The sequence below is a fragment of the Paraglaciecola sp. T6c genome, from assembly GCF_000014225.1.
GTDB lineage: Bacteria > Pseudomonadota > Gammaproteobacteria > Enterobacterales > Alteromonadaceae > Paraglaciecola > Paraglaciecola atlantica_A.
Genome location: NC_008228.1, coordinates 1,890,281 through 1,914,179 on the forward strand (window position 1 = coordinate 1,890,281; position 23,899 = coordinate 1,914,179).

23 protein-coding genes are annotated in these 23,899 nt (G+C 44.2%); 19 read left to right on the forward strand and 4 right to left on the reverse strand.

The annotated features are described in order from the left end of the window. Positions 1-27: 27 nt before the first annotated feature. Positions 28-2,238, reverse strand: coding sequence for a M3 family metallopeptidase (locus PATL_RS08115; RefSeq protein WP_011574419.1), 2,211 nt, complete (start codon positions 2,236-2,238; stop codon positions 28-30). Positions 2,239-2,662: 424 nt separating this feature from the next. On the opposite strand from PATL_RS08115, the gene PATL_RS08120 reads away from it, so the two are divergent. Genes PATL_RS08120 through PATL_RS08130 form a run of 3 tightly spaced genes read left to right on the forward strand, consistent with a single transcriptional unit; the run spans position 2,663 to position 5,591 of the window. Further along, positions 2,663-3,754: a 3-deoxy-7-phosphoheptulonate synthase gene (locus PATL_RS08120; RefSeq protein WP_006994631.1), complete on the forward strand. Its 1,092-nt coding sequence runs from the start codon at positions 2,663-2,665 to the stop codon at positions 3,752-3,754. 11 nt (positions 3,755-3,765) lie between these two features. Continuing rightward, positions 3,766-4,893, forward strand: coding sequence for a bifunctional chorismate mutase/prephenate dehydrogenase (gene tyrA / locus PATL_RS08125; RefSeq protein WP_011574420.1), 1,128 nt, complete (start codon positions 3,766-3,768; stop codon positions 4,891-4,893). 29 nt (positions 4,894-4,922) lie between these two features. Further along, positions 4,923-5,591, forward strand: a complete 669-nt coding sequence (locus tag PATL_RS08130) for a YoaK family protein (RefSeq protein WP_011574421.1) — start codon at positions 4,923-4,925, stop codon at positions 5,589-5,591. A gap of 55 nt (positions 5,592-5,646) precedes the next feature. Here the strand turns inward: PATL_RS08130 and pheA are convergent, their stop codons facing one another. The 3 genes from pheA to yciH form a co-directional block, all read right to left on the reverse strand. Then, entirely contained in the window at positions 5,647-6,831 is a 1,185-nt protein-coding gene (gene pheA, locus PATL_RS08135; RefSeq protein ID WP_041713548.1) for a prephenate dehydratase, read from the reverse strand. Positions 6,832-7,054: 223 nt separating this feature from the next. Then, positions 7,055-7,855, reverse strand: coding sequence for a response regulator (locus tag PATL_RS08140; protein ID WP_011574423.1), 801 nt, complete (start codon positions 7,853-7,855; stop codon positions 7,055-7,057). 32 nt (positions 7,856-7,887) lie between these two features. Next, positions 7,888-8,208, reverse strand: a complete 321-nt coding sequence (gene yciH, locus PATL_RS08145; RefSeq protein WP_011574424.1) for a stress response translation initiation inhibitor YciH — start codon at positions 8,206-8,208, stop codon at positions 7,888-7,890. A gap of 133 nt (positions 8,209-8,341) precedes the next feature. Here yciH and PATL_RS08150 point away from each other — a divergent pair, with 133 nt between their 5' ends. From PATL_RS08150 to PATL_RS08225, 16 genes are all read left to right on the forward strand, one after another. After that, a complete protein-coding gene (locus PATL_RS08150) occupies positions 8,342-8,647 on the forward strand; it encodes an STAS domain-containing protein (RefSeq protein ID WP_006994065.1) in 306 nt (101 codons plus the stop codon). A gap of 33 nt (positions 8,648-8,680) precedes the next feature. After that, positions 8,681-10,327: a fused response regulator/phosphatase gene (locus tag PATL_RS08155; RefSeq protein WP_011574425.1), complete on the forward strand. Its 1,647-nt coding sequence runs from the start codon at positions 8,681-8,683 to the stop codon at positions 10,325-10,327. Positions 10,328-10,335: 8 nt separating this feature from the next. Further along, complete coding sequence (locus tag PATL_RS08160) at positions 10,336-10,797, forward strand: GNAT family N-acetyltransferase (RefSeq protein ID WP_041713552.1); 462 nt, start codon at positions 10,336-10,338, stop codon at positions 10,795-10,797. Positions 10,798-10,877: 80 nt separating this feature from the next. Continuing rightward, positions 10,878-11,894: an extracellular solute-binding protein gene (locus PATL_RS08165; protein WP_081429971.1), complete on the forward strand. Its 1,017-nt coding sequence runs from the start codon at positions 10,878-10,880 to the stop codon at positions 11,892-11,894. 33 nt (positions 11,895-11,927) lie between these two features. Next, complete coding sequence (locus PATL_RS08170) at positions 11,928-13,580, forward strand: ABC transporter permease (protein WP_041713554.1); 1,653 nt, start codon at positions 11,928-11,930, stop codon at positions 13,578-13,580. Next, positions 13,573-14,619 (forward strand): ABC transporter ATP-binding protein, encoded by a 1,047-nt coding sequence (locus tag PATL_RS08175; protein ID WP_011574429.1) that lies wholly within the window; start codon positions 13,573-13,575, stop codon positions 14,617-14,619. Before PATL_RS08170 ends, PATL_RS08175 begins: the two co-directional genes overlap by 8 nt. A gap of 95 nt (positions 14,620-14,714) precedes the next feature. Next, positions 14,715-15,164: a TerB family tellurite resistance protein gene (locus PATL_RS08180; protein ID WP_011574430.1), complete on the forward strand. Its 450-nt coding sequence runs from the start codon at positions 14,715-14,717 to the stop codon at positions 15,162-15,164. Between the two features lie 460 nt (positions 15,165-15,624). Then, positions 15,625-15,897, forward strand: a complete 273-nt coding sequence (locus PATL_RS08185) for a hypothetical protein (protein ID WP_041714338.1) — start codon at positions 15,625-15,627, stop codon at positions 15,895-15,897. 114 nt (positions 15,898-16,011) lie between these two features. Beyond that, positions 16,012-17,415, forward strand: a complete 1,404-nt coding sequence (locus PATL_RS08190; RefSeq protein WP_011574432.1) for a sensor histidine kinase — start codon at positions 16,012-16,014, stop codon at positions 17,413-17,415. After that, positions 17,415-18,017 carry a hypothetical protein gene (locus PATL_RS08195; RefSeq protein ID WP_011574433.1) on the forward strand — a complete coding sequence of 201 codons (603 nt, stop codon included), beginning with the start codon at positions 17,415-17,417 and terminating at the stop codon, positions 18,015-18,017. The genes PATL_RS08190 and PATL_RS08195 overlap by 1 nt, the downstream gene beginning before the upstream one ends. Further along, the gene (locus tag PATL_RS08200; protein WP_011574434.1) at positions 18,014-19,363 is read left to right on the forward strand and encodes a sigma 54-interacting transcriptional regulator; all 1,350 of its coding nucleotides are present in this window, start codon (positions 18,014-18,016) and stop codon (positions 19,361-19,363) included. Before PATL_RS08195 ends, PATL_RS08200 begins: the two co-directional genes overlap by 4 nt. A 193-nt stretch (positions 19,364-19,556) precedes the next feature. Then, positions 19,557-20,348, forward strand: coding sequence for a tRNA pseudouridine(38-40) synthase TruA (gene truA / locus PATL_RS08205; protein ID WP_011574435.1), 792 nt, complete (start codon positions 19,557-19,559; stop codon positions 20,346-20,348). Between the two features lie 137 nt (positions 20,349-20,485). Then, positions 20,486-21,334, forward strand: coding sequence for an acetyl-CoA carboxylase, carboxyltransferase subunit beta (gene accD, locus PATL_RS08210; RefSeq protein WP_011574436.1), 849 nt, complete (start codon positions 20,486-20,488; stop codon positions 21,332-21,334). Positions 21,335-21,349: 15 nt separating this feature from the next. After that, positions 21,350-22,630: a bifunctional tetrahydrofolate synthase/dihydrofolate synthase gene (folC, locus tag PATL_RS08215; RefSeq protein ID WP_011574437.1), complete on the forward strand. Its 1,281-nt coding sequence runs from the start codon at positions 21,350-21,352 to the stop codon at positions 22,628-22,630. Beyond that, on the forward strand, positions 22,627-23,271 hold the full coding sequence (locus PATL_RS08220) for an SPOR domain-containing protein (protein WP_011574438.1): 645 nt from the start codon (positions 22,627-22,629) through the stop codon (positions 23,269-23,271). The genes folC and PATL_RS08220 overlap by 4 nt, the downstream gene beginning before the upstream one ends. A 137-nt stretch (positions 23,272-23,408) precedes the next feature. Further along, positions 23,409-23,897: a CvpA family protein gene (locus PATL_RS08225; protein WP_011574439.1), complete on the forward strand. Its 489-nt coding sequence runs from the start codon at positions 23,409-23,411 to the stop codon at positions 23,895-23,897. Positions 23,898-23,899: the final 2 nt, after the last annotated feature.

Here is a 23,899-nt window from a genome sequence, read left to right on the forward strand (position 1 = left end):
TACATACTTATTTAGTCGAATAGTGACTTACTGCGCTTTCATTGTTTTTAACTGTTCATCAGACAGCAAACCACGACGCTCAAGCAACGGCCATACTTTTGGATCTTGACCTCTGAAACGACGATACATGATCATCGGGTCTTCCGTGCCGCCAGTTTCAAGAACGTGTGCACGATAGGCGCTTGCAGTGTCTTGATCGAAAATGCCATTTTGGCTAAACACTTGCCATGTATCAGCATCATAAATGTTTGACCAAATGTAACCATAATAGCCTGACGCATACCCACCGGAAAATATATGCGAGAAATAGCCTGTACGATATCTAGGGGTAATTTGTGGGATCAAACCAATCTCATCCATCGCAGCCTTTTCAAACGCATCTGCATCCTGTTCAGTGGCCGTTTCAAGGGTGTGCCATTTCATATCCAGTAATGCTGCCGCCATGTACTCTGTGGTAGCAAAACCTTGATTGAATTTACCCGCAGCTTGAATTTTTTCAATCAGAGTCTGAGGGATCACTTCACCGGTTTTATAGTGCTTGGCGAACTGCGCCAAAACATCAGGCTCCATCATCCAGTTTTCCATCACTTGCGACGGATACTCTACGTAATCACGTGGTAATGAAGTGCCCGTTTGCGATTGATAGTAACCATCAGATAACAAACCTTGTATAGCGTGACCAAATTCGTGAAATAAGGTCGATGCTTGATCAAACGTCAGCAGAACCGGCGCGTCGCCTACAGGGCGAGGGTAGTTAAGCACATTGTAAATAATTGGCTTAACGTTCTCGCCAAACATTTTTTGCTGTTTACGGTAGGAGTTCATCCAAGCGCCACCACGTTTGCTTTCGCGTACGTAGTAATCCGTCATATAAACGCCAATGCTAAAGCCGTCTTTGTCGAACACTTCGAAGGTACGCACATCTGGGTGATATTTGGGAATATCTTGGCGCTCTTTAAAGGTCACTCCCCAAAGCTTTCCAGCGGTATAAAAAACGCCTTCGCGGGTTGCATCAAGAGAGAAATACGGCTTAGTTTGCGCGGCATCCAGATCGTAACGGGCTTTGCGAATTTTTTCAGCGTAATACCACCAATCGTAAGCTGCGAGCGTAAAGTCGTCGCCTTCTGCTTTGATCATATCTTGCATATCTGCTACTTCGTTTTTCGCTTGTGCTAATGCCGCTGGCCATACTTGGTCCAATAAGCCATAAACGTTTTCCGGGGTTTTCGCCATGGCTTTTTCAAGCACAAAATCCGCATAAGTTTTATAGTCAAGTAATTGGGCTTTTTGGTAACGTAAAGAGGCTATTTTTGAGGCTAACTTTTTATTATCGTTAGCATTATCGTTGTCTCCACGTTGAATGTAACCCTCGTATAAGGCTTTGCGCAAATCGCGATTTTCGGCGTAAGTCAAAAACGGATTTTTACTAGGGCGGTGAGTAGTAAATACCCATTTCCCATCGTGGCCCCGCTCAGTGGCCGTTACTGCCGCTGCGGCAATAATGTCATCGGGTAATCCAGCCAAGTCATCTTTGGCATCAATAACCAATTCAAAGGCGTTGGTTTCAGCGAGTAGATTCTCGCCAAATTGAACAGATAATTTAGACAGTTGACCGTTTAAATCACGCAGTGTCGCTTTATCTGCTTCGCTTAAATTAGCGCCGCCACGTACAAAAGATTGATAGCTATCATCAAGTAAGGTTTTCTGATCCACGCGCAACTCTAGGTTATCTCTTTGTTCATATACAGATTTTACGCGAGCGAACAATTTAGCATTGAGATATATATCGTCATTTAGTGCAGATAAGCGAGGAGACATCTTTTTAGCAATGCTCTGCATCTCTGTGCTGGTATCAGTACCGTTTAGTGCGTAGAAAACAGTCGCCACATGATTAAGAGCTTGACCTGATTTTTCCATCGCTTCGATGGTATTTTCAAACGTCGGGGCTTCACTGGAAAGAGCAATGTCGTCAATTTCTTGTTGATTTTGGGCAATTGCAAAATCAAATGCTGGCTCGTAATGTTCAATTTTTATTTTTGAAAATTCAGGCACACCAAATGGGGCATTTGACTCGGCCAATAAGGGGTTGTTTTTTGTGATGTCACCATTTAATGGAGAAGTGTCTTGCTGGCTGGCTTTTTGTTGCGCCGCGTTCTGATTTGTTTGGCTTGCGGTGTCGGGCTGACACGCAGCAAGCATAACAGCCAATGCAACTGGGCTGAGTAATGCTTTTTTCATAGGGATCCCTGAGCTAAAAATTTGACGACTGTATTATCGTTCGATGTTGTTTATTGTGATTGTTCTTACTCTCGTTGACGTGAGTAATGCTAAAGACTATCGCGATCGGCTACCCAACCGCAAATTTGTTACTCTATATCTGCTGTAGAAAGTGTAAACACTGATGTGCAGTCATAAGCACTGGTTATTAAAGGGCGTTTTTGCATTTTTTTTGAGCGTAAATCGAGTGGAATAACGATTAAGACAATTAAATCTTGCGAAAAAAATTATCAAATGTTAAAAAGTCAATCAAATTACATAAAAAGTTAATTTGCAGTTGTAGTTATATGTTTACATTTAATCGGCCGCTTGCTTTAAACATGTTATTTCCAGTTCGACTGCCATGCAGTTCGTGTTTTACCCTTTACTTTGTGAGTCTAAGATTATGTTACGCGACAACATTAATAATATTAACGTTACCTCTGAACAGGTACTTGTTACCCCTGAAACCTTAAAGAGTGAGCTTCCTGTTACGGACCACGCTTTATCCGTGATCCAATCTTCACGTCAAATTATTTCTGACATTATTCATCGTCGAGATCATCGTTTTTTGGTTATCAGTGGACCATGCTCAATTCATGACATTGAAGCGGCAAAAGAGTACGCACTTAAACTTAAAGAGTTACATGAATCATGCAAAGACACGCTATACATAGTGATGCGAGTGTATTTTGAGAAACCACGTACGACGGTCGGTTGGAAAGGGCTGATCAACGATCCACATATTGATGATACGTTTGATATTGAAACAGGTTTACGTAAAGCGCGGGAGTTACTCATTTGGTTGGCTGAGCTTGAAATTCCAGTTGCTACAGAAGCGCTTGACCCGATTAGCCCTCAGTATCTAGCTGAACTATTCAGCTGGTCGGCAATTGGCGCGCGTACTTCTGAGTCACAAACTCACCGAGAAATGGCGAGCGGCCTATCAATGCCTGTGGGCTTTAAAAACGGTACTGATGGTAGCCTAGGTATTGCTATTAATGCACTGCAGTCAGCGGCCTCAGGTCACAGTTTCATGGGGATAAATGGCGAAGGGCAGGTGAGTGTGATCCAAACGCAAGGTAACCCAGATGGCCACATTATTCTTCGTGGTGGTAAGCAACCAAACTATGATTCTGTTTGCGTGGCAGATTGTGAAGAAGAAATGCGCGCTGCAAAATTAAGTGCTGGTTTAGTCGTGGATTGCAGCCATGCGAATTCTAGTAAAGACTACCGCCGCCAGCCATTGGTAGCACAAAATGTGGTGAATCAAATACTCGGTGGTAACCAATCGGTGATTGGCATTATGTTAGAAAGCCATCTGAATGCGGGCAATCAAAGCAATAAGGGTAAGACCCCTAGTGAGCTAGAGTATGGTGTGTCTATCACAGATGGTTGTATCAATTGGGAATCAACAGATGAGTTAATTAATCACATGCGTGATAAACTTATTACTGTATTGCCTTTGCGGTTAAATAAACTTAACAGCCCAAATTAAAAGGAGCTTGAATGCCAACCGAACTAGAAATATTACGCGACCAAATTGATACCCTAGATTCTGAGCTAGTGGCGCTGTTAGCAAAGCGCGCTGCGCTGACTGAACAGGTTGGTGTGTATAAAAGTAAGGTTGGCTTGCCTATTTATGTCCCTGCTCGTGAAGCCGAGTTGATCGAACAGCGCTGTGAACAGGCCAAAGCATTAGGTGTTCCTCCTGCATTAGTCGAAGACCTATTGCGCCGAATTATGCGTGAGTCTTATCACACGCAAAATAAGCGCTATATGTGTTGCGCTCCAAACGTTAACAATATTGTTGTTATTGGCGGCGGCGGCGCGCTGGGGCGTATTTTTGTAGATATGTTTACCCGAAGCGGTTACAAGGTCGATGTTCTTGAACAAAAAGATTGGCCTAGGGCCGATGAGATGTTCGCCTCGGCAAGTTTGGTACTTGTGGCCGTACCCATTAAGTTAACAGAACACATTATCGCCAAGCTAGATAACTTGCCAACGAATTGCATTCTTGCTGATATTACTAGCACCAAAGCGCTGCCTTTGGCTGCCATGCTCAAAGCCCATAGAGGCCCAGTGGTTGGCTTGCATCCTATGTTTGGTCCTGATGTGTCCAGTATGGTCAAACAGGTCGTGGTTGTGTGCCATGGCCGTGAAGAAGACAAATACCAATGGTTATTGCAGCAGATGCGTGTGTGGGGGGCAGCATTACAGGAAACTGATGCTCAAGAGCACGATGATTCAATGGTGTTTATTCAAGTTATGCGTCACTTCTCTAGTTACGTATTTGGTGCGCACCTACTGACTGAAAACCCTTCGCTGGATCAACTTATCTCGCTCAGTTCGCCAATCTATCGATTGGAACTGGCTATGGTTGGGCGCTTATTCGCCCAAGATCCTGCTTTATATACGGATATCATTTTTAACAATAAAGACAGTGTTGCCGTACTCACTAGTTTCAGAGATACCTTTGATCATGCGTTAGATATGCTCAAAAAAGGTGATAAAGGCTCGTTTATTAAATTATTCTTTAAGATTGGCGCTTGGTTTGGCGATTATTCAAAGCAATCGTTGGTAGACAGCAAAAAGTTACTTCTTAAAGCGAACGACGATCGTACAATAAGCGAGTAAGACTCATCCATTAATAGTGTTTTAACATCATGATTTCACGTTTACCAAGGTGGGTGGAGTACGGCGCATTTATATTGGCTATGATAGCTGGTAGTGTCAATGCTGTAGGATTGTTAGGCTTTACCCATCAAGCTATATCTCATTTATCAGGCACCGCAACGCTGATTGGCGCAAGTTTAAGCCATGTGTCGTGGCAAGAATCGCTTCACCTTTTCGCTATTCTGCTCAGCTTTATGCTGGGGGCGGCTTTCTCTGGCTTTTTCTTACGTAATCGTACTCTCAAGTTATCTCGCCACTATGACTTTTTACTTTTCACCGAAGGATGCCTTTTATTGCTATCTATTTGGTTACTTAGAGATAATTACGCTGCTGGTCACTATACTGCGTCAGCTGCATGTGGTTTGCAAAATGCGCTAGCAACCACCTACAGCGGAGCCATTATCCGGACCACTCACATGACAGGGATTTTCACCGATTTGGGGATCATGCTAGGCGAACGGTTACGGCAGAAAACCTTTGATAAACGCAAAATGATATTGTTTTTATTACTAATCAGCGGCTTTATTAGTGGTGGAGTGATGGGCACCAGTTTATTTACCTACTTCGGCTTTAACGCGTTGTTAGTGCCGGCATCACTATGCTTTGCGCTGGCGCTGAGCTATCGCGTTTATCGCAACAAAATGAAAAGAAGGCGCTAATTAGCGCCTTCTTTATGTCAAATCGACTCACCCTCTAGGTGAATAGTCGCTTTAACTATTCTTCTTTAAGGGCATTTACTGCCGCAATTTTGGTCGGGTTTATTTCATCATTGGGATAGCAGCCCAATATTTTGAAATAACGAGTGGTATTTTTGAGCTCCTCGAGGGCGACTTGCATAGGCCCATCTTGAATATTACCTTCAACATCAATGTAAAACATCTCTTCCCATGGATTACCGGTAATAGGCCTTGATTCGAGTTTAGTCATATTGATGTTATTGCTTTTAAGTACCATTAAAGCTTCTACCAATGCACCAGACTTTTGTATTGTAGACATGACTAGGGTTGTTTTTGCCGGAACTTGCAACGGCACATTAACCGGTTGACGTGCAACCACGAAGAAACGGCTGTGATTCTCTTTTTGATTAGCAAGGTTAGACTTGATCGCATGCAAGCCATACAAAGCACCACCTGCTTCACTGCCTATAGCGGCCACTGACTCACTTTGTAATTCATTCACCGTCATCATAGCTGTTGATGTGGCGTCACAGGTTATGACTTCCACATTACCGAGCTCAGCTAAAAAGTGACTGCACTGGGCAAATACCTGCGGATGCGCATATAAGGTTTTAATGCGGTGAACGTCGGTATTTTTAGAAACTAACAATGCATGTTTGATCGGGTGCGTTAATTCGCCAATGATTGACAGATGCGTATGCTGTAATTGGTCGTACACTTCATTGATACTACCAGAGGATGTATTCTCAATCGGCAATACGGCGTAGTCAGCCTCGTTGGTTTCTACTTTTTTGATGATTTCGCCAAAGCTTTGGCAGCCGATCTCTAAAAGTTCACCCGGGCGACGCGAAAAATATTTTTGTGTCGCAAGATAGCTATAAGAGCCTTTGTCCCCTAAAAACGCCACGCGATTAAGAGGCAGACTACTACCCGGATTCGCTCTTTCAGCCAACAGCGCTTGCTGATTAAGCACTGAATCTTCAATGATCACATGAAACAACTGAGTCACATAATGAGCATCGAGACCGTGGCCTTGACCGCGCTTAATCAAACTGACAAGCAGCTGTTCTTCGCGCTTATGATCCCTTACTGGAATATGATGGGTAATTTTCGTTTCAGCTACTTGATTGGTGCATTGCTGGCGCTCTGCGAGCAGCTTAAGTAACTGCTGATCAATTGAGGTAATTTGTTCTCTTAATGTATCTAGCTCCACGACTGACATTTTACTCACTTCCATAAACGGGTTAAAAAGCCTTTTTGGTAAGGCATAAGTTCTTTGTATATAAATGATTTAACACAGGCTTGGCGCACTGGAACTATTATCAGTTAAGCTATCGAATCTATTAACTCGTGCGGCTTATGTCAATCATTACCTTATGCCAAAATAGCCTTTAGGCTCTTAAATCCCTATAAACAGGTTAAAAATCTAAGTTTTGAATACGAAATTACTCTTCCAAAAGGGAAATAAGTAGCATCTTCACTTGTTCGACTTCGAAGGGCTTATCACATAGAGCATTCACCCCTGTCTGGTGAATGTTGGCCATATGCAAGCTATTAACAGATTCAGAAGTAACCATAATAATAGGGATATGAGAGGTTTCACTGTTAAAACGGATGAACTCTGATAATTCTCTACCATCCATTTCAGGCATATTGTAATCAGTGACTACTAAATCAAAGGTGTGTTCTTTGAGTTTACTCAACGCCGTTGCACCATTTTCGGCTTCAATTATCTGCTCAATCCCCAGCCCTTGTAATACACGTTTAATATGATTGCGGGCTAATTTGCTGTCATCGACCAATAAAACCCGCACCCGACGTACATCGAATAACTCGAGATCTAATTCTTCTGTGTTAATCAGGTCAAGAGATGCTTTCAATGCTCGGGATAAATTTTCTGTGCTGAACGGCTTGGGTAACATTGCGGCAACACCGGCTTGTTTAAACTCCTCTAGCTTTTCAGGTCTGTTTTCTGATGACACCAGCATAAAGGGAGTGGCACACAGTTCAGGGGAGTTTTTTATCGCTTTTAAAATATCTAGGCCAGTGCCATCTTCTAAGTACATAGAGCTGACAACGAGATCTGCGCCTTGCTTTTGAATGGCTTCTATTGCCTCTGCCACCGTGCCAACGGCGTTAACATTTTCGACATTTTCTTTATGTAACAGCGTACTGATGATTTTTCTTTGAGTATCGGATGGCTCGACTAAAATAATGCTTAAGTCAGCTAACAAAATTTTTTGCATGGTAAACCTTTTTATAGCGCTAGTGTGACGAATTATCCGCCGGCGAGCTTTACAGTGTAGCCGCGCTTTTCCAGCGCAAGCTTAATTTTATCTCTATTATCCCCTTGGATTTCAATAATGGCATCTTTTACTGCACCACCGGTTCCGCACATTTTTTTTAGCTCTGAGCACAAGGCTTTAATCTGCGTTGCGTCCATATCCATGCCGGATAGGGTGGTAACGCCTTTACCTTTGCGGCCTTTGGTTTCTCGGCGGATCCTAATAATTCCATCAGTTTGAGGGCGAGCAGGCTGGATTTTTTTAGTCTCAACTCTGCCCCCATCTGTACTGTATACAAGGTTATCTTGGCTCATTTTCACTATCGCTTTGACTTGAATGATAAGGTTAAAAACATGATTCTATTAAAAAAGCGCTGATCTTTATAGGCAAAATGAGCAAACTGCTATTTAATATATCGGTAATGAAGTGCAGTGTTAGGGAGTGAGTATGAGTTTGGAGCGCAGATTTTCAGCTGATAAAAAACAATTAACAGTCGTAGCTGATGAAGTGTTTGATTTTGGAAAAGTGCAAGACTTTCGTGTGGCCTTTTCCACCGATATTGAAGATGTTGAAGCGGTGATCATCGATTTGCATAAAACCGCTTACATGGATAGCTCAGCGCTGGGCATGTTGCTTAATATGCAAAAGTTGCTATCTGGTAAGGTGACGAGCTTCAAGATTATTAATACCCGTCCTCAAGTGCTTAAAATTTTACAAATTGCACGCTTCGATAAAAAATTCGAGATCACTTAGCCACTAACACGATTAACCGACCGGATCGTATTTATGCGTATACTTATCGTCGATGATGACTCCCTTAATCGATTTTTACTTTTGCATATGCTCGAACAAAAGGGTTATGTAGATTGTTACGAGGCTGAAAGTGGCCACGAGGCAGTGTCATTGGCTAAGCGGATCAACCCAGAATTGGTCTTACTCGATGTCATGATGGACGACATGAATGGGTATGAAGTCGCACCGATACTCAAAGAGCAAGCCGGTGATATCTATTTACCCATTATCTTCATCACGGCACTGGATGATGAAGAAAGCTTAGTGCGCTGCTTAGAGGTAGGCGGTGATGACTTCGTCGCCAAGCCATTTAATAAAACCATTTTAGCGGCCAAAATCAGTGCCCATGCACGCACACGCGAATTAAGCAAAAAGTCCTACGAGCAAAATCAACAACTGGTTTTTTACCGCAGTGCGGTGGAGCGAGAGCACAAAATTGTTGAGCACATCTTTTCGAATGCAGTGACTAACGACAAAAAATTGTTGCCGTATATAGATTTTACGCTCATGCCAGCGACAGATTTTAATGGCGATTTATTGTTGTTTAGCGCGAGCCCTAATGGCGGGCTGTATTACTTGATCGGGGATTTTACTGGTCATGGCTTGGCCGCGGCGATCGGTGCGTTGCCCGTCTCTCAAGCCTTTCATACTATGGCGAGTAAAGGATTGTCAGTGTTTGAAATGGCTCAAACCTTAAACGAAACCTTACTCAAACTATTACCTGGAGATATGTTTTTTGCCGCAGCAATTGTGCATATTAGCAGCACTGGTACGCGCTTTGAGATATGGAACAGTGGGATGCCGGATCTTCTACTTTTTGATTTGAATGGGCAAGTCATTAAGCGCTTTGGGTCTCAGCACATGGCTTTGGGCATATTAGAACCCCACGAAATGGGTAAGGATGTTCAGCGGCATCAAAGCTCAGTGGGTGAACGTTTACTGGCGTTTTCAGATGGTGTAATTGAGATCACGGACGACGAGAAAAATATGCTAGGTGAAGCGCCTATTACGGACTGGATTGCCCAAAAAGCGGATATGTCAGTTTTTGAATTATTTGAACACATTACACATTTTAGCCAAGATACAGACCCCCTAGACGATCTCACCTGCGTATCTTATACCTGTCAGTCTCTGTCTGCGCTCGCACGGCGTCAGCAGGTTACACATGTACCCTTTAAATTAAACCTTACTCTTGATGCTGAAACGATAATTGAAACTGATCCCGTGAAAAGTGTAATCAATATGGTTTGTAGCCAAATAGGTATGTATGGTTTACATGCTCGCTTATTTACCCTGGTAAGTGAATTATACAATAACGCACTGGACCACGGAGTATTGCAGTTAGATTCAAATCTAAAGCACTCCCCCGAAGGTTTTGAAGCATATTTTGACTTGCGTATGCAGAGGTTGGCGCAATTGAACCAGGCGCAGATTACGATTACGTTAACGTACGAGCCTGCACAGAGACGCTTGATTATCGTGGTACGCGACTCCGGTTCTGGTTTTGATTACCAGCAATATTCTAAGCAAGTGGATGTAGAGAATTGCTTTGGGCGAGGCATCCAGCTAGTCAATGAGTTGTCGGATTCAGTACGATATTTTGAATCTGGCAATGCAGTTGAAGTGACAATTAACGTATGAGGCAGAAAATGCAAACACAGCTACAAACCATCATCAGGAAAGCACAGGTCAGTGATATTCAGTCACTCGTTAATTTCAATCAATTAATGGCCAAAGAAACTGAAGATAAACAACTCGATAGCGATGTTCTAACTCTAGGGGTCAGCAACTTAATAAATGATGCTAGCAAAGGGTTTTATCTGGTCGCAGAAATAGAGGGGCAGGTAGTTGGCAGTTTAATGGTAACAACCGAATGGAGTGATTGGCGAAATAGCGAGTTTTGGTGGATACAAAGTGTGTACATTGTGCCTCAGTATCGCCGAAAAGGTTTGTATAGTGCTCTGTATAATCAAGTGAAATCTTTTGGCGAGAAGGCTGGTAACGTTTGCGGTTATCGCTTGTATGTGGAGCGCGAAAACCGCGTGGCCCAGCGTACGTATGAAGCATTAGCAATGGGCGAAAGTCATTATCTTATGTTCGAAGGGAAATAGCTTTCGGCTAATTGATAATTATTCTCAATTAGGTTAGGCTGGTGGCCATTCTTAAAATATTATTTATGCAGGGTATGAGTTTGAAACGATTTCTTAAATTGGTTGGTTTAGTTAGTTGTATTTCGATGAGTGCGTTGGCCGAAGCGCAAGAACTCAATGTGTACTCAGCCCGAAAAGAGGCGTTAATCAAACCGCTCTTGGACAAATTCAGTGCCAGCTCTGGTATCTCAGTAAATTTAGTGACGGGTAAAGCGGATGCCCTTATTACGCGCTTAAAAAGTGAGGGTAAATACAGCCCTGCTGATATTCTGATTACGACAGATGTAGGCAGACTTCACCGAGCGAAAGAACAAGGTTTAACCCAAGCCATTCAAACTGATGAGTTCAAAGATTTAATCTCACCAAATTACATTGACCCAGACAACAATTGGATAGGCTTTACCCTAAGGGCTCGCCCGATGATGGTGGCTCCAGAGCGTGTTGATATTGCTCAGTTAACTCGTATTGAAGACTTAGCCGATGAGCAGTGGCGAGGCAGAATTTGCGTACGCTCTTCAAGTAATATTTATAATCAGTCATTGGTTGCGGCTATGATTGCACAGCTTGGTGAAGAGCAAACTCAGTCTTGGTTAAACGCTTTTGTGAAGAATTTTGCACGCACACCAAAAGGGGGGGATCGAGATCAAATTAAAGCAGTGGTAGCAGGCCAATGTGATGTAGCCATTGCCAATACCTATTATCTGGCCGGCATGGCCAGTGATGGCGACGAGGCGACACGTGACACCGCCAGTAAAGTAAAGGTGATTTGGCCAAATCAACAAGACCGTGGTGCTCATGTTAACATTTCTGGTGCAGCAATCACCAAATACGCGCCAAATCCAGCGTCTGCGCAAAAACTAGTGAGTTTTATGCTTCAAGAAGAATCCCAAGAGTGGTACGCAAAGACTAATCATGAATATCCTCTTCGCAGCGATGTAGAGCAAAGTGTGGTGTTAACAACCTTTGGCGATTTCAGAGCTGAAGATATCGATTTGTCACAGGTTGGGGAGTTAAATCGCCAAGCGGTTGTGCTGATGGATAAAGCAGGCTGGAAATAATCCGCTAGCATTCTTCGCATTAGATCCCTTGATTTGAAAACCCGTCTTTGGCGCGAGCCTTGGTTATGGACCGTTACTGCCTTTAGTTTACTTTTGGCAGTGCCGGTTCTTTTGATTTTTAGCAGCATATTCATCCCGCAAAAAGCCTTATGGCAACACCTAATCGACACTGTACTCAGTGACTACGTTTATCACTCGCTTATAATTGCTTTCAGTGTTGGCGCCCTGACACTACTTGTGGGGACCAGCTTAGCGTGGTTGGTCGCGAGATATGAGTTTTCTGGGCGGGGGGCATTGCAGTGGTTGATCCTTTTGCCCATGGCAATGCCTGCCTATATTTTGGCGTATACCTACACAGGTATGCTAGATGTAGCTGGGCCGTTACAAACGCAGCTGCGTGCGTTTTTCAATTGGACCTATCACGATTACTGGTTCCCTGATGTGCGCTCAGTGGGCGGTGCTATATTGATGTTATCACTGGTGTTATATCCTTATGTTTACATGCTTGGGCGCACCGCTTTTAGTGAACAGTCGGCCAGCTTTTATGAAGCAAGCCGCAGTATGGGCGTAAGCGGCTTTGCTTATTTTTGTAAAGTCGCTTTTCCTTTAGCGCGACCTGCCATTTTAACCGGAACGGCGCTTGCAATGATGGAAGCGTTTGCTGATTACGGTACCGTCCAGTACTTTGGCATAAGCACATTTACTACGGGAATCTTTCGCACCTTCAATGGCTTGGGGAATGCAATAGGCGCTGCGCAATTGGCAGCTGTGCTGACAAGTTTTGTGTTAGTGCTGCTTCTGATAGAAAAACACTCTAGACGCCGGTTACGCTATTTTCATCAGGGGCAAAAACAGCAAAGTGTGAAACGTATCAATTTGTCTCCCATCAAGAGTTTTTGGGCTGTGGTGGTGTGTTTAATTCCTGTTTCATTGGGGTTTATTGTCCCGTGTGCTCAGCTGATCATTTGGGCGGCAGAGCGAGCTACCTCGCAGATTGACGCTCAGTTTGTGGTTTTAATATGGAACAGTTTTTATTTGGCGGTGAGCGCCGCGCTTATCGCTGTGAGCTTAGCATTGCTATTTTCTTATGCTAAGCGTCTACGCAGTCACTGGTTACTCAATAGCCAAGTCCAGCTGGCAAGTTTAGGGTATGCCATACCAGGCACCGTTATTGCTATCGGCGCTATGCTGATGTTAAGCGCAGCAGATGAGGCGATAAACGCACTGACGGAGGCCTGGTTTGATACCAGTGTAGGGTTAATCTTTTCTGGCACATTGGTTGCGCTATTACTCGCCTATTCTGTGCGCTTTTTGGCTGTCGCTATGCATAATGTTGAAGCGGGCTTGCAGCGAATAAAACCCAGTATGGATGATGCTGCACGCTCTATGGGCTTGTCTTCTTTTTCGGTGCTCAAAAAGGTGCATGTTCCTTTATTACGGGCCAGTGTGCTAAGTGCTTTATTGTTAGTATTTGTTGATGTACTAAAAGAATTGCCAGCGACGCTTATATTGCGCCCCTTTAATTTTAATACACTTGCCGTTCGTACATTTGAATTAGCCTCAGAAGAGCGACTTCAAGATGCAGCGGTGCCTGCTATCACTATTGTTATGGTTGGGCTACTTCCCGTCATATTGTTAACACGGGCGCTGGAGTCAACCAAACACAAGTCGAGTTCACATGCTTAGTTTACGTAGTATCAATGTCGCCTATGACACTAAAACGGTGGTCAACGGCGTGTCTTTTTCGTTATCCGCCGGGGAAATCGGCTGTTTATTGGGCCCCTCTGGCTGCGGGAAAACATCGATTTTGCGCGCTATCGCAGGCTTTGAGCCTGTCACCCAAGGGAACATTCAGTTAAGAGGTGCTGAAGTCGCCAGCGTGCGCACTCATATCGCCCCAGATAAACGAAAAGTGGCAGTAGTGTTCCAAGATTTTGCACTTTTCCCTCACTTGAATGTGGCTCAGAACATTGGCTTTGGCTTGCACAACCATACACCTCAAGAAAAAGCCCGACGGGTGAATGAGTTACTTGCCCTAGTAGGGCTACCGGATATCAGTGAGCGATACACACACTCTTTGTCTGGCGGCCAGCAGCAGCGAGTCGCTTTGGCACGCGCACTGGCAGTTAAGCCTGATTTATTGCTGCTCGATGAGCCATTTTCCAGCCTCGACGCTGAACTGCGCGAAGACTTAGCGCAAGATATCAGGCGCATCCTTAAGCATGAAGACACTAGTGCATTGTTGGTCACCCACGACCAGCATGAAGCGTTCGCCATGGCTGATACCATAGGGGTCATGCAGGGTGGGCGATTACTGCAGTGGGCGACAGCCTATCAACTCTATCATCGTCCAGTGGACAAGTTTGTTGCAGCGTTTATTGGGCAAGGCACCTTACTGCGTGCAAAGGTGGTTGACGGCAGCCATATCTCAACAATGCTAGGTGTTTTCGCTCTAACGGACGAACAAACGCGCTTATTTTCTGATTCGCATACCTTAGATGTGCTCGTTAGGCCTGATGATATAATTCATGACGACAGCAGTCCTAATGTAGCCATGGTGTTGTCACGCGCATTTAAAGGCGCGCATATACTTTATGAGCTTGCGTTGAATGATGACCTAAGCGCTAAAGTGTTGTGTTTAGCGCCGAGTCATCACGACCACGCGCTAGGTGAGCATATTGGTATTCGGTTAGATTTGAAACATCTGGTGGTGTTCAACGCCTAAAGCCTACTGTTTATCGTGACTTGATGTATGTCCCCTTGTTTTCTGCCTAATAATCAATAGATATACAGGCAAGGCTTATCTTATGAGAAGTGTTTATGATTACAAAATTAGTAAATTGGTTTGAAGAGAAGACTCGTCAAAATGAGGAGTCAGGTCAGGGGAGCTCACAAGAAGTTGCGACAGCCGTTTTACTATATGAGCTGATGCGGGCTGACGGTGATTTTAGTGCTCAGGAGCAACACGCTTACGAGCACATATTACGTTCTCATTTTTCCCTTGATGACAGTCAGTTGAACGAGCTGCTTGCATTGACTAAAGAAAAGGCATCACAGGCAACTGATTTCTCTCAGTTTACGCGGGTGATCAACGCGACCAGTTCTGTGCAACAGAAACGTGGCATCATCGATGGCTTATGGAAAATAGCCTATTCGGATGACGTGCTTGACCCTGAAGAAGAGCACATGATTAGACGAGTAGCTGATTTGCTATACATACCCCATAGCCAATTTATTAAAAGTAAACTTGCCGCCTCAGGTGAACTATAAACTTATAGCGCTGGGTGTTGCTGATAGTAGACACCTTTAAGCGCATATAGACCATCCGCGCTGTTCGAATTTACAGCAGCGTATTTGGGCTGTGAAAACTTTCACGGTTCCTGTCTTAAATTTGCGACATTATTGCATTTTATCTTCTAAAAATAATTTCAAAAATCCAGTTAACCAATTGATTAATATGGATTAATAATTTGTGGCTCAATTATTGTTATACCAAAGGCGTAATCGTGCTTTTCCCGACTGGTTCCTCGGGTATTTTTGCAAGGATAGTGGGCACGGTGAGAATAGTAATAGTCAATACAGATACTGTTATTGGCTGCGATGGCGTTTGCAACTAATGGCTATTGTTATTCTTAGCTAAGCTCACGAGCTGCGCTAATTGCTGGGCACGGATGCCACTTGTATTTTCAACGAACCCAATGACTGCCTTGGTGCTGCGGATATTAAAGTTATGAAACTCGCCCTTACATTTTCCCGTTCTATTTCCTTTTCTCTTCTTCTTTCGAGTAGCTTTGCTTTGGCTATTCCACATCAGTCAGGTGATGACATTTTACAACGTTTGGATAAAAACGCCGATGGAGAGATATCCATCAAAGAAGCGGTGGCAGATCCAATTATTCTAGAGTCTTTTAGTCGAATAGATATCAACGGTGATGGCCTTATCAGCCGTCATGAGCTCACGAGTTTGCATGTAAGGCGTTCCCACGGTGGTGGGATAAACTAACCATACCGGTTGACAGTGGATTGGCAGTTACCCCCATGATATTTACTGCCTTGTGTCATCACCTTTTGTTATTATGCTGGCGAATTAGGAAGGAATAGATTGTTAGGATTGCCAATGCAACTTGGATCGTTACGCCAGCTTACGTTAGTTAGTTTTGCGCTTGTGCTCGTCCCTTTGGTGGTGCTGTTGTGGCATAGCCAGATTACGTTAGGCAGAATGGGAGAAATCGCCACCAACGAAGCTGAATTTTCAGTGGCTATGGTTCGGCGGGTTAATAACTTGGAAAGTTTCTCAGTGGATATTGAGCGACTCATCCGCCAATACCACGTGTTAGACAAACCTGAGTTGAAAGAACTATCAGATAAATACGTGCAACGCTTTACTGAGTCGCTCGGTAGCCTATGTGTGAAGCTTGATAATTCCCGAGAATGTAACGTGCTGAGCGACCGCCTTACGTGGTTTCGAAGTTACGACAGGTTGAGCGATGAATTGCTACTTGATGCGCAATTAGCTGAATTTCGCCGAGCGTTGACTGAGTTGGGAGCGAGTGTGGACTCTTTACTCGACGACCGAATCAAACAACGTCAAGCGTACGTAAGTTCAGTTCAGCAAACGCAAGCATGGTTGACGGCTTTGCTGGTGAGCATTAGTTTGATACTGATCATTTTTGGCAGTCAGCTGATTCTGCGCCCTGTAAGAAAATTGGAGCATGTTATTCAGGCCATTTCGCTGCAAGAAGACGAATTACCTGAAATTTCTAACTCGGGGCCTAAGGAACTGATCCTAGTTGAACGCAAACTACATCGCCTTTCAGATAGGCTAACCCAGCTAGAGCACTTACGCCACGCGTTGCTGCGTCATGCGTCTCATGAGTTGAAAACGCCACTGGCGAGCATTAAAGAAGGCTGCTCACTGTTAACTGAGCAAGTGGTTGGAGAGCTCAACGATCGGCAAATGGAAGTGATGTCTTTGCTTAATAGCAGCACAGATCGCCTTAACACCTTGATCATGCAGTTGCTTGATTACAACTTACTACTGCAGCAGGCAAAGCCTGATTTTCAGTGGTTAAAAACATCCTCTTTGATGGAAGGTTTTATTACAGACAACCGCCTAGCACTGCAACAGAACAACCATAAGTTGGAAACGAAAATTGAGTTGCCGCAAGTGTACGCCGACGCCAACTTATTTAGGCGTATTCTTGACAATCTGTTGTCAAATGCCATTGCCCATGGCAGCAAGGGCCGCCCAATTAATATTAAGCTATACCAAGAAAAACATGTTCAGGTGTTAGACGTTTCAAATCGCGGGCAAAAAATATCACCTGAACAAAGGGCTATTTTATTCGAGCCATTTAATCGCGGTGAGGGAAAACGTAATGACCGTATTATTGGTTCCGGGCTAGGGTTGTCGATCGTTGCCGATTGTGCGCGTATGATGCGAGGGAAAGTTGAAATTGTCGACGTGGATTATGCGGATGTGTGCTTTCGCGTTTCAATCCCCTTAACTGAGAAAAAGTAATGAAAGCGATAATAATTAAAGCAGGCATAAGCTTGCTCGTTTTGAGTTTGGCTGGGTGTAAATTGGTACCTGAAAATAATGTGAATGTTGAACGCCAAGAAGTACTGCACGAAAGGAACTATTGTCTATACCAAACGCCAGATGCGTCCGTAGAAAAAAACTGCGACATTCATTATTGGCTTAATTATTGGCTTGATGGCGATGAGATGACATGGGCTCAACGTAAAGCAGAGATTGCTCTGTTGTCCGATAGCCCCCAAGACCAACTACGTAAAATATTACTTTGTCAGGGCAAAGATACTCCTTACCAAGACAAGTTGCGATCACAGTCATGGGCGCTAAGCCTGATAAAAGAATTTGATGGGGGCATGCAAGACATGCTCAGTGTCATGATTTACCACCCGAGTCAGGTGTTGCTTGAGTCAGAATCAGCGGTGGTGACATTAAGTAAGATTAACGGTGGCCAGTCCACTCGAATTGAAGAGCAGCAGGAGTTGGTTGATCAACAAAGACTGCAAATTGAACAACAGCGAAATCAAATTGAGCAGCTATTAAAAATCGAAGCGTCAATTATGGATAACGCTAAAGGAGATCCTAAGTGAGTAAAGTTGAAGCGTCGTTAAAGCCACAAATATTACTCGTAGATGATGACGAAAGTTTACTACGGTTAATGGCTATTCGCTTAGAAGGTGAAGGCTATAGTGTGCAAAGTGCAGAAGGCGGCAAAGAAGCGCTGCGCTTGATGAATACCCAAAATTTTGATGCGGTATTAAGCGACCTTAGAATGCCAGGATTAGATGGCTTAAGTTTATTTGAAGAAATTATGTCCTTGGGCAAAGACCTGCCGGTTATTTTGATGACAGCCCACGGCACAATCCAAGATGCGGTTGAGGCGACCCAAAGAGGCGTTTTTGGTTTCCTTACCAAGCCGATTGATCATACTGAGTTGCGTGACCTGCTAGCCAAAGCGGTGAGTCAAAGCCAAGGCTCGCAAACAAGTGCTTGGCGTGAGCAAATTATCACGCGTTCCATGCAAATGGAGCAGTTGTTGGATCAAGCCCACCGAGTGGCGCAACGTGACGTCAGTGTGTTGGTCAGCGGGGCAAGTGGAACGGGTAAAGAGTTATTGGCCAATGCCATTCACAAAGCCAGTAAAAGGGCGAATAAACCGTTTGTGGCGATCAACTGTGGTGCTTTGCCTGAAAACCTACTTGAGTCTGAACTTTTCGGGCACGCCAAAGGGGCCTTTACTGGTGCTGTGAATGAACATCAAGGCTTGTTTCGTGAAGCAGATGGTGGGACGTTGTTTTTAGATGAAATTGGTGACATGCCAACGCCGTTGCAAGTTAAATTACTTCGCGCATTGCAAGAGCAAGTTATTCGTCCTGTGGGTAGCAGCAAACAAATACCTGTTGATGTTCGCATTATTTCGGCGACTCACAAAAATCTTGCAACAGAAATGAGTGAAGGGAATTTCCGTGAGGATCTGTATTATCGTTTAAACGTTGTGAATTTAACGCTGCCAACGCTGCGTGAACGCTCAGAAGATATTCCCTTGCTGGCTCGTTACCTACTTAAGAAAAGCGCCGAGCGCCATGAAGTGCGCGTCAGCCGTTTTTCTGATGACGCCATGCAACTGTTGACCACTGAATTGTGGCCAGGCAATGTGCGCCAGTTAGTCAATGTGGTTGAGCAGTGCGTTGCATTAACACAAACATCAGTGATTGCAGTGCACCTTGTGGAACAAGCGCTGTCGACGTCTGAGCAAAAATGGCCAACGCTCACCGAAGCGCGAGATGCTTTTGAACAGAGTTATCTGCTAAAACTGCTCAAAATGACCGACGGGAATGTTACTCGGGCCGCTGAAATTGCCGGTCGTAATCGCACCGATTTACACAAGTTGATGAAGAAACATGATTTGCACTCTACTGATTTTAAGCATGACTAATGGCTAATTAAATAAATAAGTAAGTGATGGATTGCCCCGTAAGCGCGAATATTGTTATTCGCGCTTTTTTGTTTTTAGGGAACGTGGTTGTATTTTTATTAAAAAAGAGAGGGTATTGCGCAAAGTTAGTGCAACACATTCCTGTTTTCTGTTTTAGAATACACAGCAATTTTTTAAAGAGGTAAGTAGTTAAATGCGAATAGCGTTAGGAGTTGAATACGATGGTGCCCGCTTTCATGGCTGGCAAAGGCAAAATGAAGTCATAAGTGTACAGCAGCACTTAGAGGAAGCCTTGACGCGTATTGCTAACGAACCTATCCGCGTTGTGTGTGCAGGTCGCACTGATGCGGGGGTGCATGCGACAGGGCAGGTGGTCCATTTCGAGACGACTAGCCAGCGCCCTGATAGAGCATGGACACTGGGTATCAACACCTACTTGCCAGATACAATATCTGTGCGTTGGGTAAAAGCCGTGCCTGAGGATTTTCACGCACGTTTTTCTGCTACTGCCAGGCGTTATCGCTATATCATCTATAACAACACGTTGCGCAGCGGTATTTTGGCTAATGGCGTGACGCATATCTACGGTGATCTTGATCATGAGTTGATGCACGAAGCCGCACAAAAATTAGTGGGTAAACATGACTTTAGCTCGTTCAGAGCAGTGAACTGTCAAGCGAAAACAGCGACCCGCACCATGTCCCATATTCGCGTTAAGCGTATGGGCGACTATATTGTGATTGATGTACAAGCCAATGCTTTTTTACATCATATGGTGCGTAACATTACGGGGACTTTGGTGGCTATTGGACATAAAGAAAAGCCAGTGGAGTGGGTAGACGAATTATTAGAGGTCAAAGACAGAACGAAAGCGGGTATTACCGCGCTACCAAACGGTTTGTATTTAGTGCACGTTACGTATCCAGAAACGTTTGCACTGCCAAAACTGAAAATGGGGCCTTTGTTCCTTGCGGATGACTTCTAAGACCAGTTTTATTTTCGTAACTTTGGATAACTGTGTTTTAATACGGTTTGAATGTGCCTAGAAAATTAATCGTTGCATCTGTCGTTGCATATCCTCAATAAAAACAACGATATGATTGCCAAAGAAGGTTTAAATTAATGAGTTGGATTGAAAAGATATTACCGCGTACAAAATCACCCACTAAAAGTAATGTACCTGAAGGTATATGGACTAAGTGTGGACAGTGTGATGCGGTTCTATACAAGACTGAGCTAGAAAAACAGTTAGGCGTATGCCCTAAGTGTAATCACCATATGCGTGTCTCTGCGCGTGCTCGGTTGAATCAATTTTTAGATCAAGGCGAGCGTACCGAGTTAGGTAGCGAACTTGAACCGAAAGATTTACTGAAATTCAAAGATTCCAAAAAATACAAAGATCGCTTAGTTGCTGCGCAAAAAGCCACAAATGAAAAAGATGCATTAGTGGTCATGCAAGGTAAATTAAAAGGTATGCCGGTAGTGGTTGCTGCGTTCGAATTTGCCTTTATGGGTGGGTCTATGGCGTCAGTAGTTGGGGCGCGTTTTGTGAAAGCGGTTGAGGCCTGTTTAGAACACAACATGCCACTTATCTGTTTCTCTACCAGTGGTGGTGCGCGTATGCAAGAAGCGTTGCTTTCACTAATGCAAATGGCAAAAACCAGTGCTGCATTGGCGAAAATGAGCGAGAAAGGCCTGCCTTACATATCGGTTATGACGGATCCTACTATGGGTGGTGTATCAGCCAGTTTAGCCATGTTGGGTGATGTTAACGTAGCAGAGCCTAGAGCGTTAATTGGTTTCGCTGGACCTAGAGTGATAGAGCAAACCGTACGTGAAACCTTACCTGAAGGCTTTCAGCGTAGTGAGTTCCTATTAGAGAAAGGTGCGATTGACGTGATTATTGATAGACGCGAAATGCGCGATCGTTTGCACAGTATGTTATCTAAGTTGCATCATCAACAGGCATAAAATTTCAGCACCTAAATGACAAATTTATCTTCTATACAGGCCTCTAGTTTTGAGGCCTGGTCTTTAAATGAGTGGCTTGACCACCTCAGCGCATTACATCCTAAGAATATCGAAATGGGCCTTGAGCGAGTGAACAAGGTCTTTGAGCAACTCAATATCTCTTTTTCAAAGCAAACCGTGGTCACTGTTGCAGGTACTAACGGTAAAGGCACCACCTGCGCATTTCTTGAACAAGCCTGCTTGGCAGCAGGCAAAAGGGTTGGAGTTTATAGCTCACCTCATCTGATTCAGTACACTGAACGAGTGCGCATTAACGGTATCGATGGGAGTGAGCAAGCCCACTGCCGAGCGTTTCAAGCCGTCGAGCGCGCTAGGGGGGATATTCCTCTTACGTATTTTGAGTTTGGTACCCTAGCAGGTCTTAAACTTGTACACGATGCCAATGTGGATATCGCGTTACTTGAAGTGGGCTTAGGCGGGCGTTTGGATGCCGTGAACGTGGTGTCGCCTGACATTGCAGTGATCACCAGTATCGATTTGGACCATCAAGATTTTCTAGGTGATACCAAAGAACTAGTGGCTGCAGAAAAAGCCGGCATCATGCGTGACAACATTCCCGTGGTGGTGGGTGAGCCTGTGAAATACCAAGCTTTGCTTGATGCTGTTTCTCAGCACAGCGCACTGGCATCTTGGCAGCATGTGGATTTTGATTATCAACTAGCAGATGATTATATGGTGTGGAGCAATCATCAGCTTAGTTACGCGCAATTACCCATCCCGCATATTCCTGCACAAAACGTGTCTACTGGCTTGCAGGTGATCCAACTACTAAAGCTGGACTTAAGTGAAGGGGATTTGGCTAATGTGATCACTGACACCAGACTACCTGGTCGATGTCAGTATATCGGATATTCTCCTGCCATTATGGTTGATGTTGCCCATAATCCTCATGCCACGGGTTATTTACTTTCGCAAATACGTAAGCTTGATTACGACAGGCTTTACTTAGTTGTGGGTATGTTGAAAGACAAAGATATTCGCTCGAGTCTAGCGGATTTTTCAAACTTAAATGCGCACTGGATGTTGGGCGGCTTAGATGTGCCAAGAGGTGCTGCCGCTGCGGATATTAAATCAGTGTTAGACGAGCAACAAAAAGTGCTAGAATTTTCCACGGTTTGCCAGGCGTTTGAAAAAGCGAAGGCTTTAGCGCAAGAGCAAGACTTGATTGTTGTATTCGGTTCGTTTTTTACCGTATCCGATATTCTTAAGCTATCAAATAAAGGAAATAACGAGTGACCTCTGCGCTAAAAAATCGATTAATTGGTACGGTGATTATTGTGGCTATCGCTGTTATTTTTTTGCCGGATTTATTGGGCGGTAAAACCCAAAGCGAAAAAGAACTGTTTGTTGAATTACCAGAACGTCCAGCGGTGAAAACCGTGCAACGTCCAGGCAGTTTTTCTACTGAGGATGTTGCCAGTCTCACCTCTAGAGACATCGAAATAGTTGAAGACAATGCTATCGACGACAACACGTCTGGCAATGCAGCAGTACAAGAAAGCGATATCAAAGGTCAGGAAGACGCTGATGTGGCTGCTCAATTAGCCAATACAGCACCCGTGCAAAATTCAGAGCCACAGACAAAGCCCGTTACAGTATCGAGCACGCACGCTTACGAAAAGGCTTTACTTGAAGGAGCCGGCTGGGTTGTTCAGTTGGGGACGTTTAGGCACAAAAAAAATGTGCAGGAATTACTTGAGAAGTTAGAAAAAGCTGGCTATCGCGCTTTTACCCGACCGGTTCAAACCAGTAGTGGCAAGTTAACTAAAGTGTTTGTGGGGCCTGATTTGCAAAAGACTCGTTTAGAAAAGTCCCTCGGCGAACTGACCGAGTTAACAAAATTAAAAGGGCGAATTACCCCATTTACCGTCCAGTAATATGGATTGCTATTAATACTAAAATTAGCAAGATTTTAGTCATGAGTTTTGCTAATATGCGCGCGAATTTAGTGTTATGGCGTGAAGATTAGGTTTTTGATCCACGTTATGCATCACCAGCGGATTTATCAATTTTTATGAACTGGATAGACTACGCCATCATCGGCGTCATTCTGCTCTCCACCGTTATCAGTTTAGTACGTGGGTTTGTTAAAGAAGCAATCTCACTCGCTGTCTGGTTTTGCGCCTTCTTTATTGCCAGTCGTTTTTATGCGGACTTGGCGACCTACCTAACTAGCATTGATGATCAAACTATTCGCAACGGCGTAGCGATTGCTATTTTGTTTGTGGCGACTTTGATCCTTGGCGGATTACTCAATTACTTGATTTCGCAGTTAGTACACTACACAGGCTTGTCAGGCACTGATCGTGCACTTGGTGCAGTATTTGGTGTGCTACGTGGCGTTTTGATCGTCAGCGCTTTACTCTTTTTTCTCGATACGTTTACCCCATTAGCTGATGCCGATGGATGGAAAACATCATTACTTATTCCAGAATTCAGCTTAGTGATAGAGTGGTTCTTTCAATATTTGCAAGGTAACTCAAGCTTCATCAAACCCATTTAACA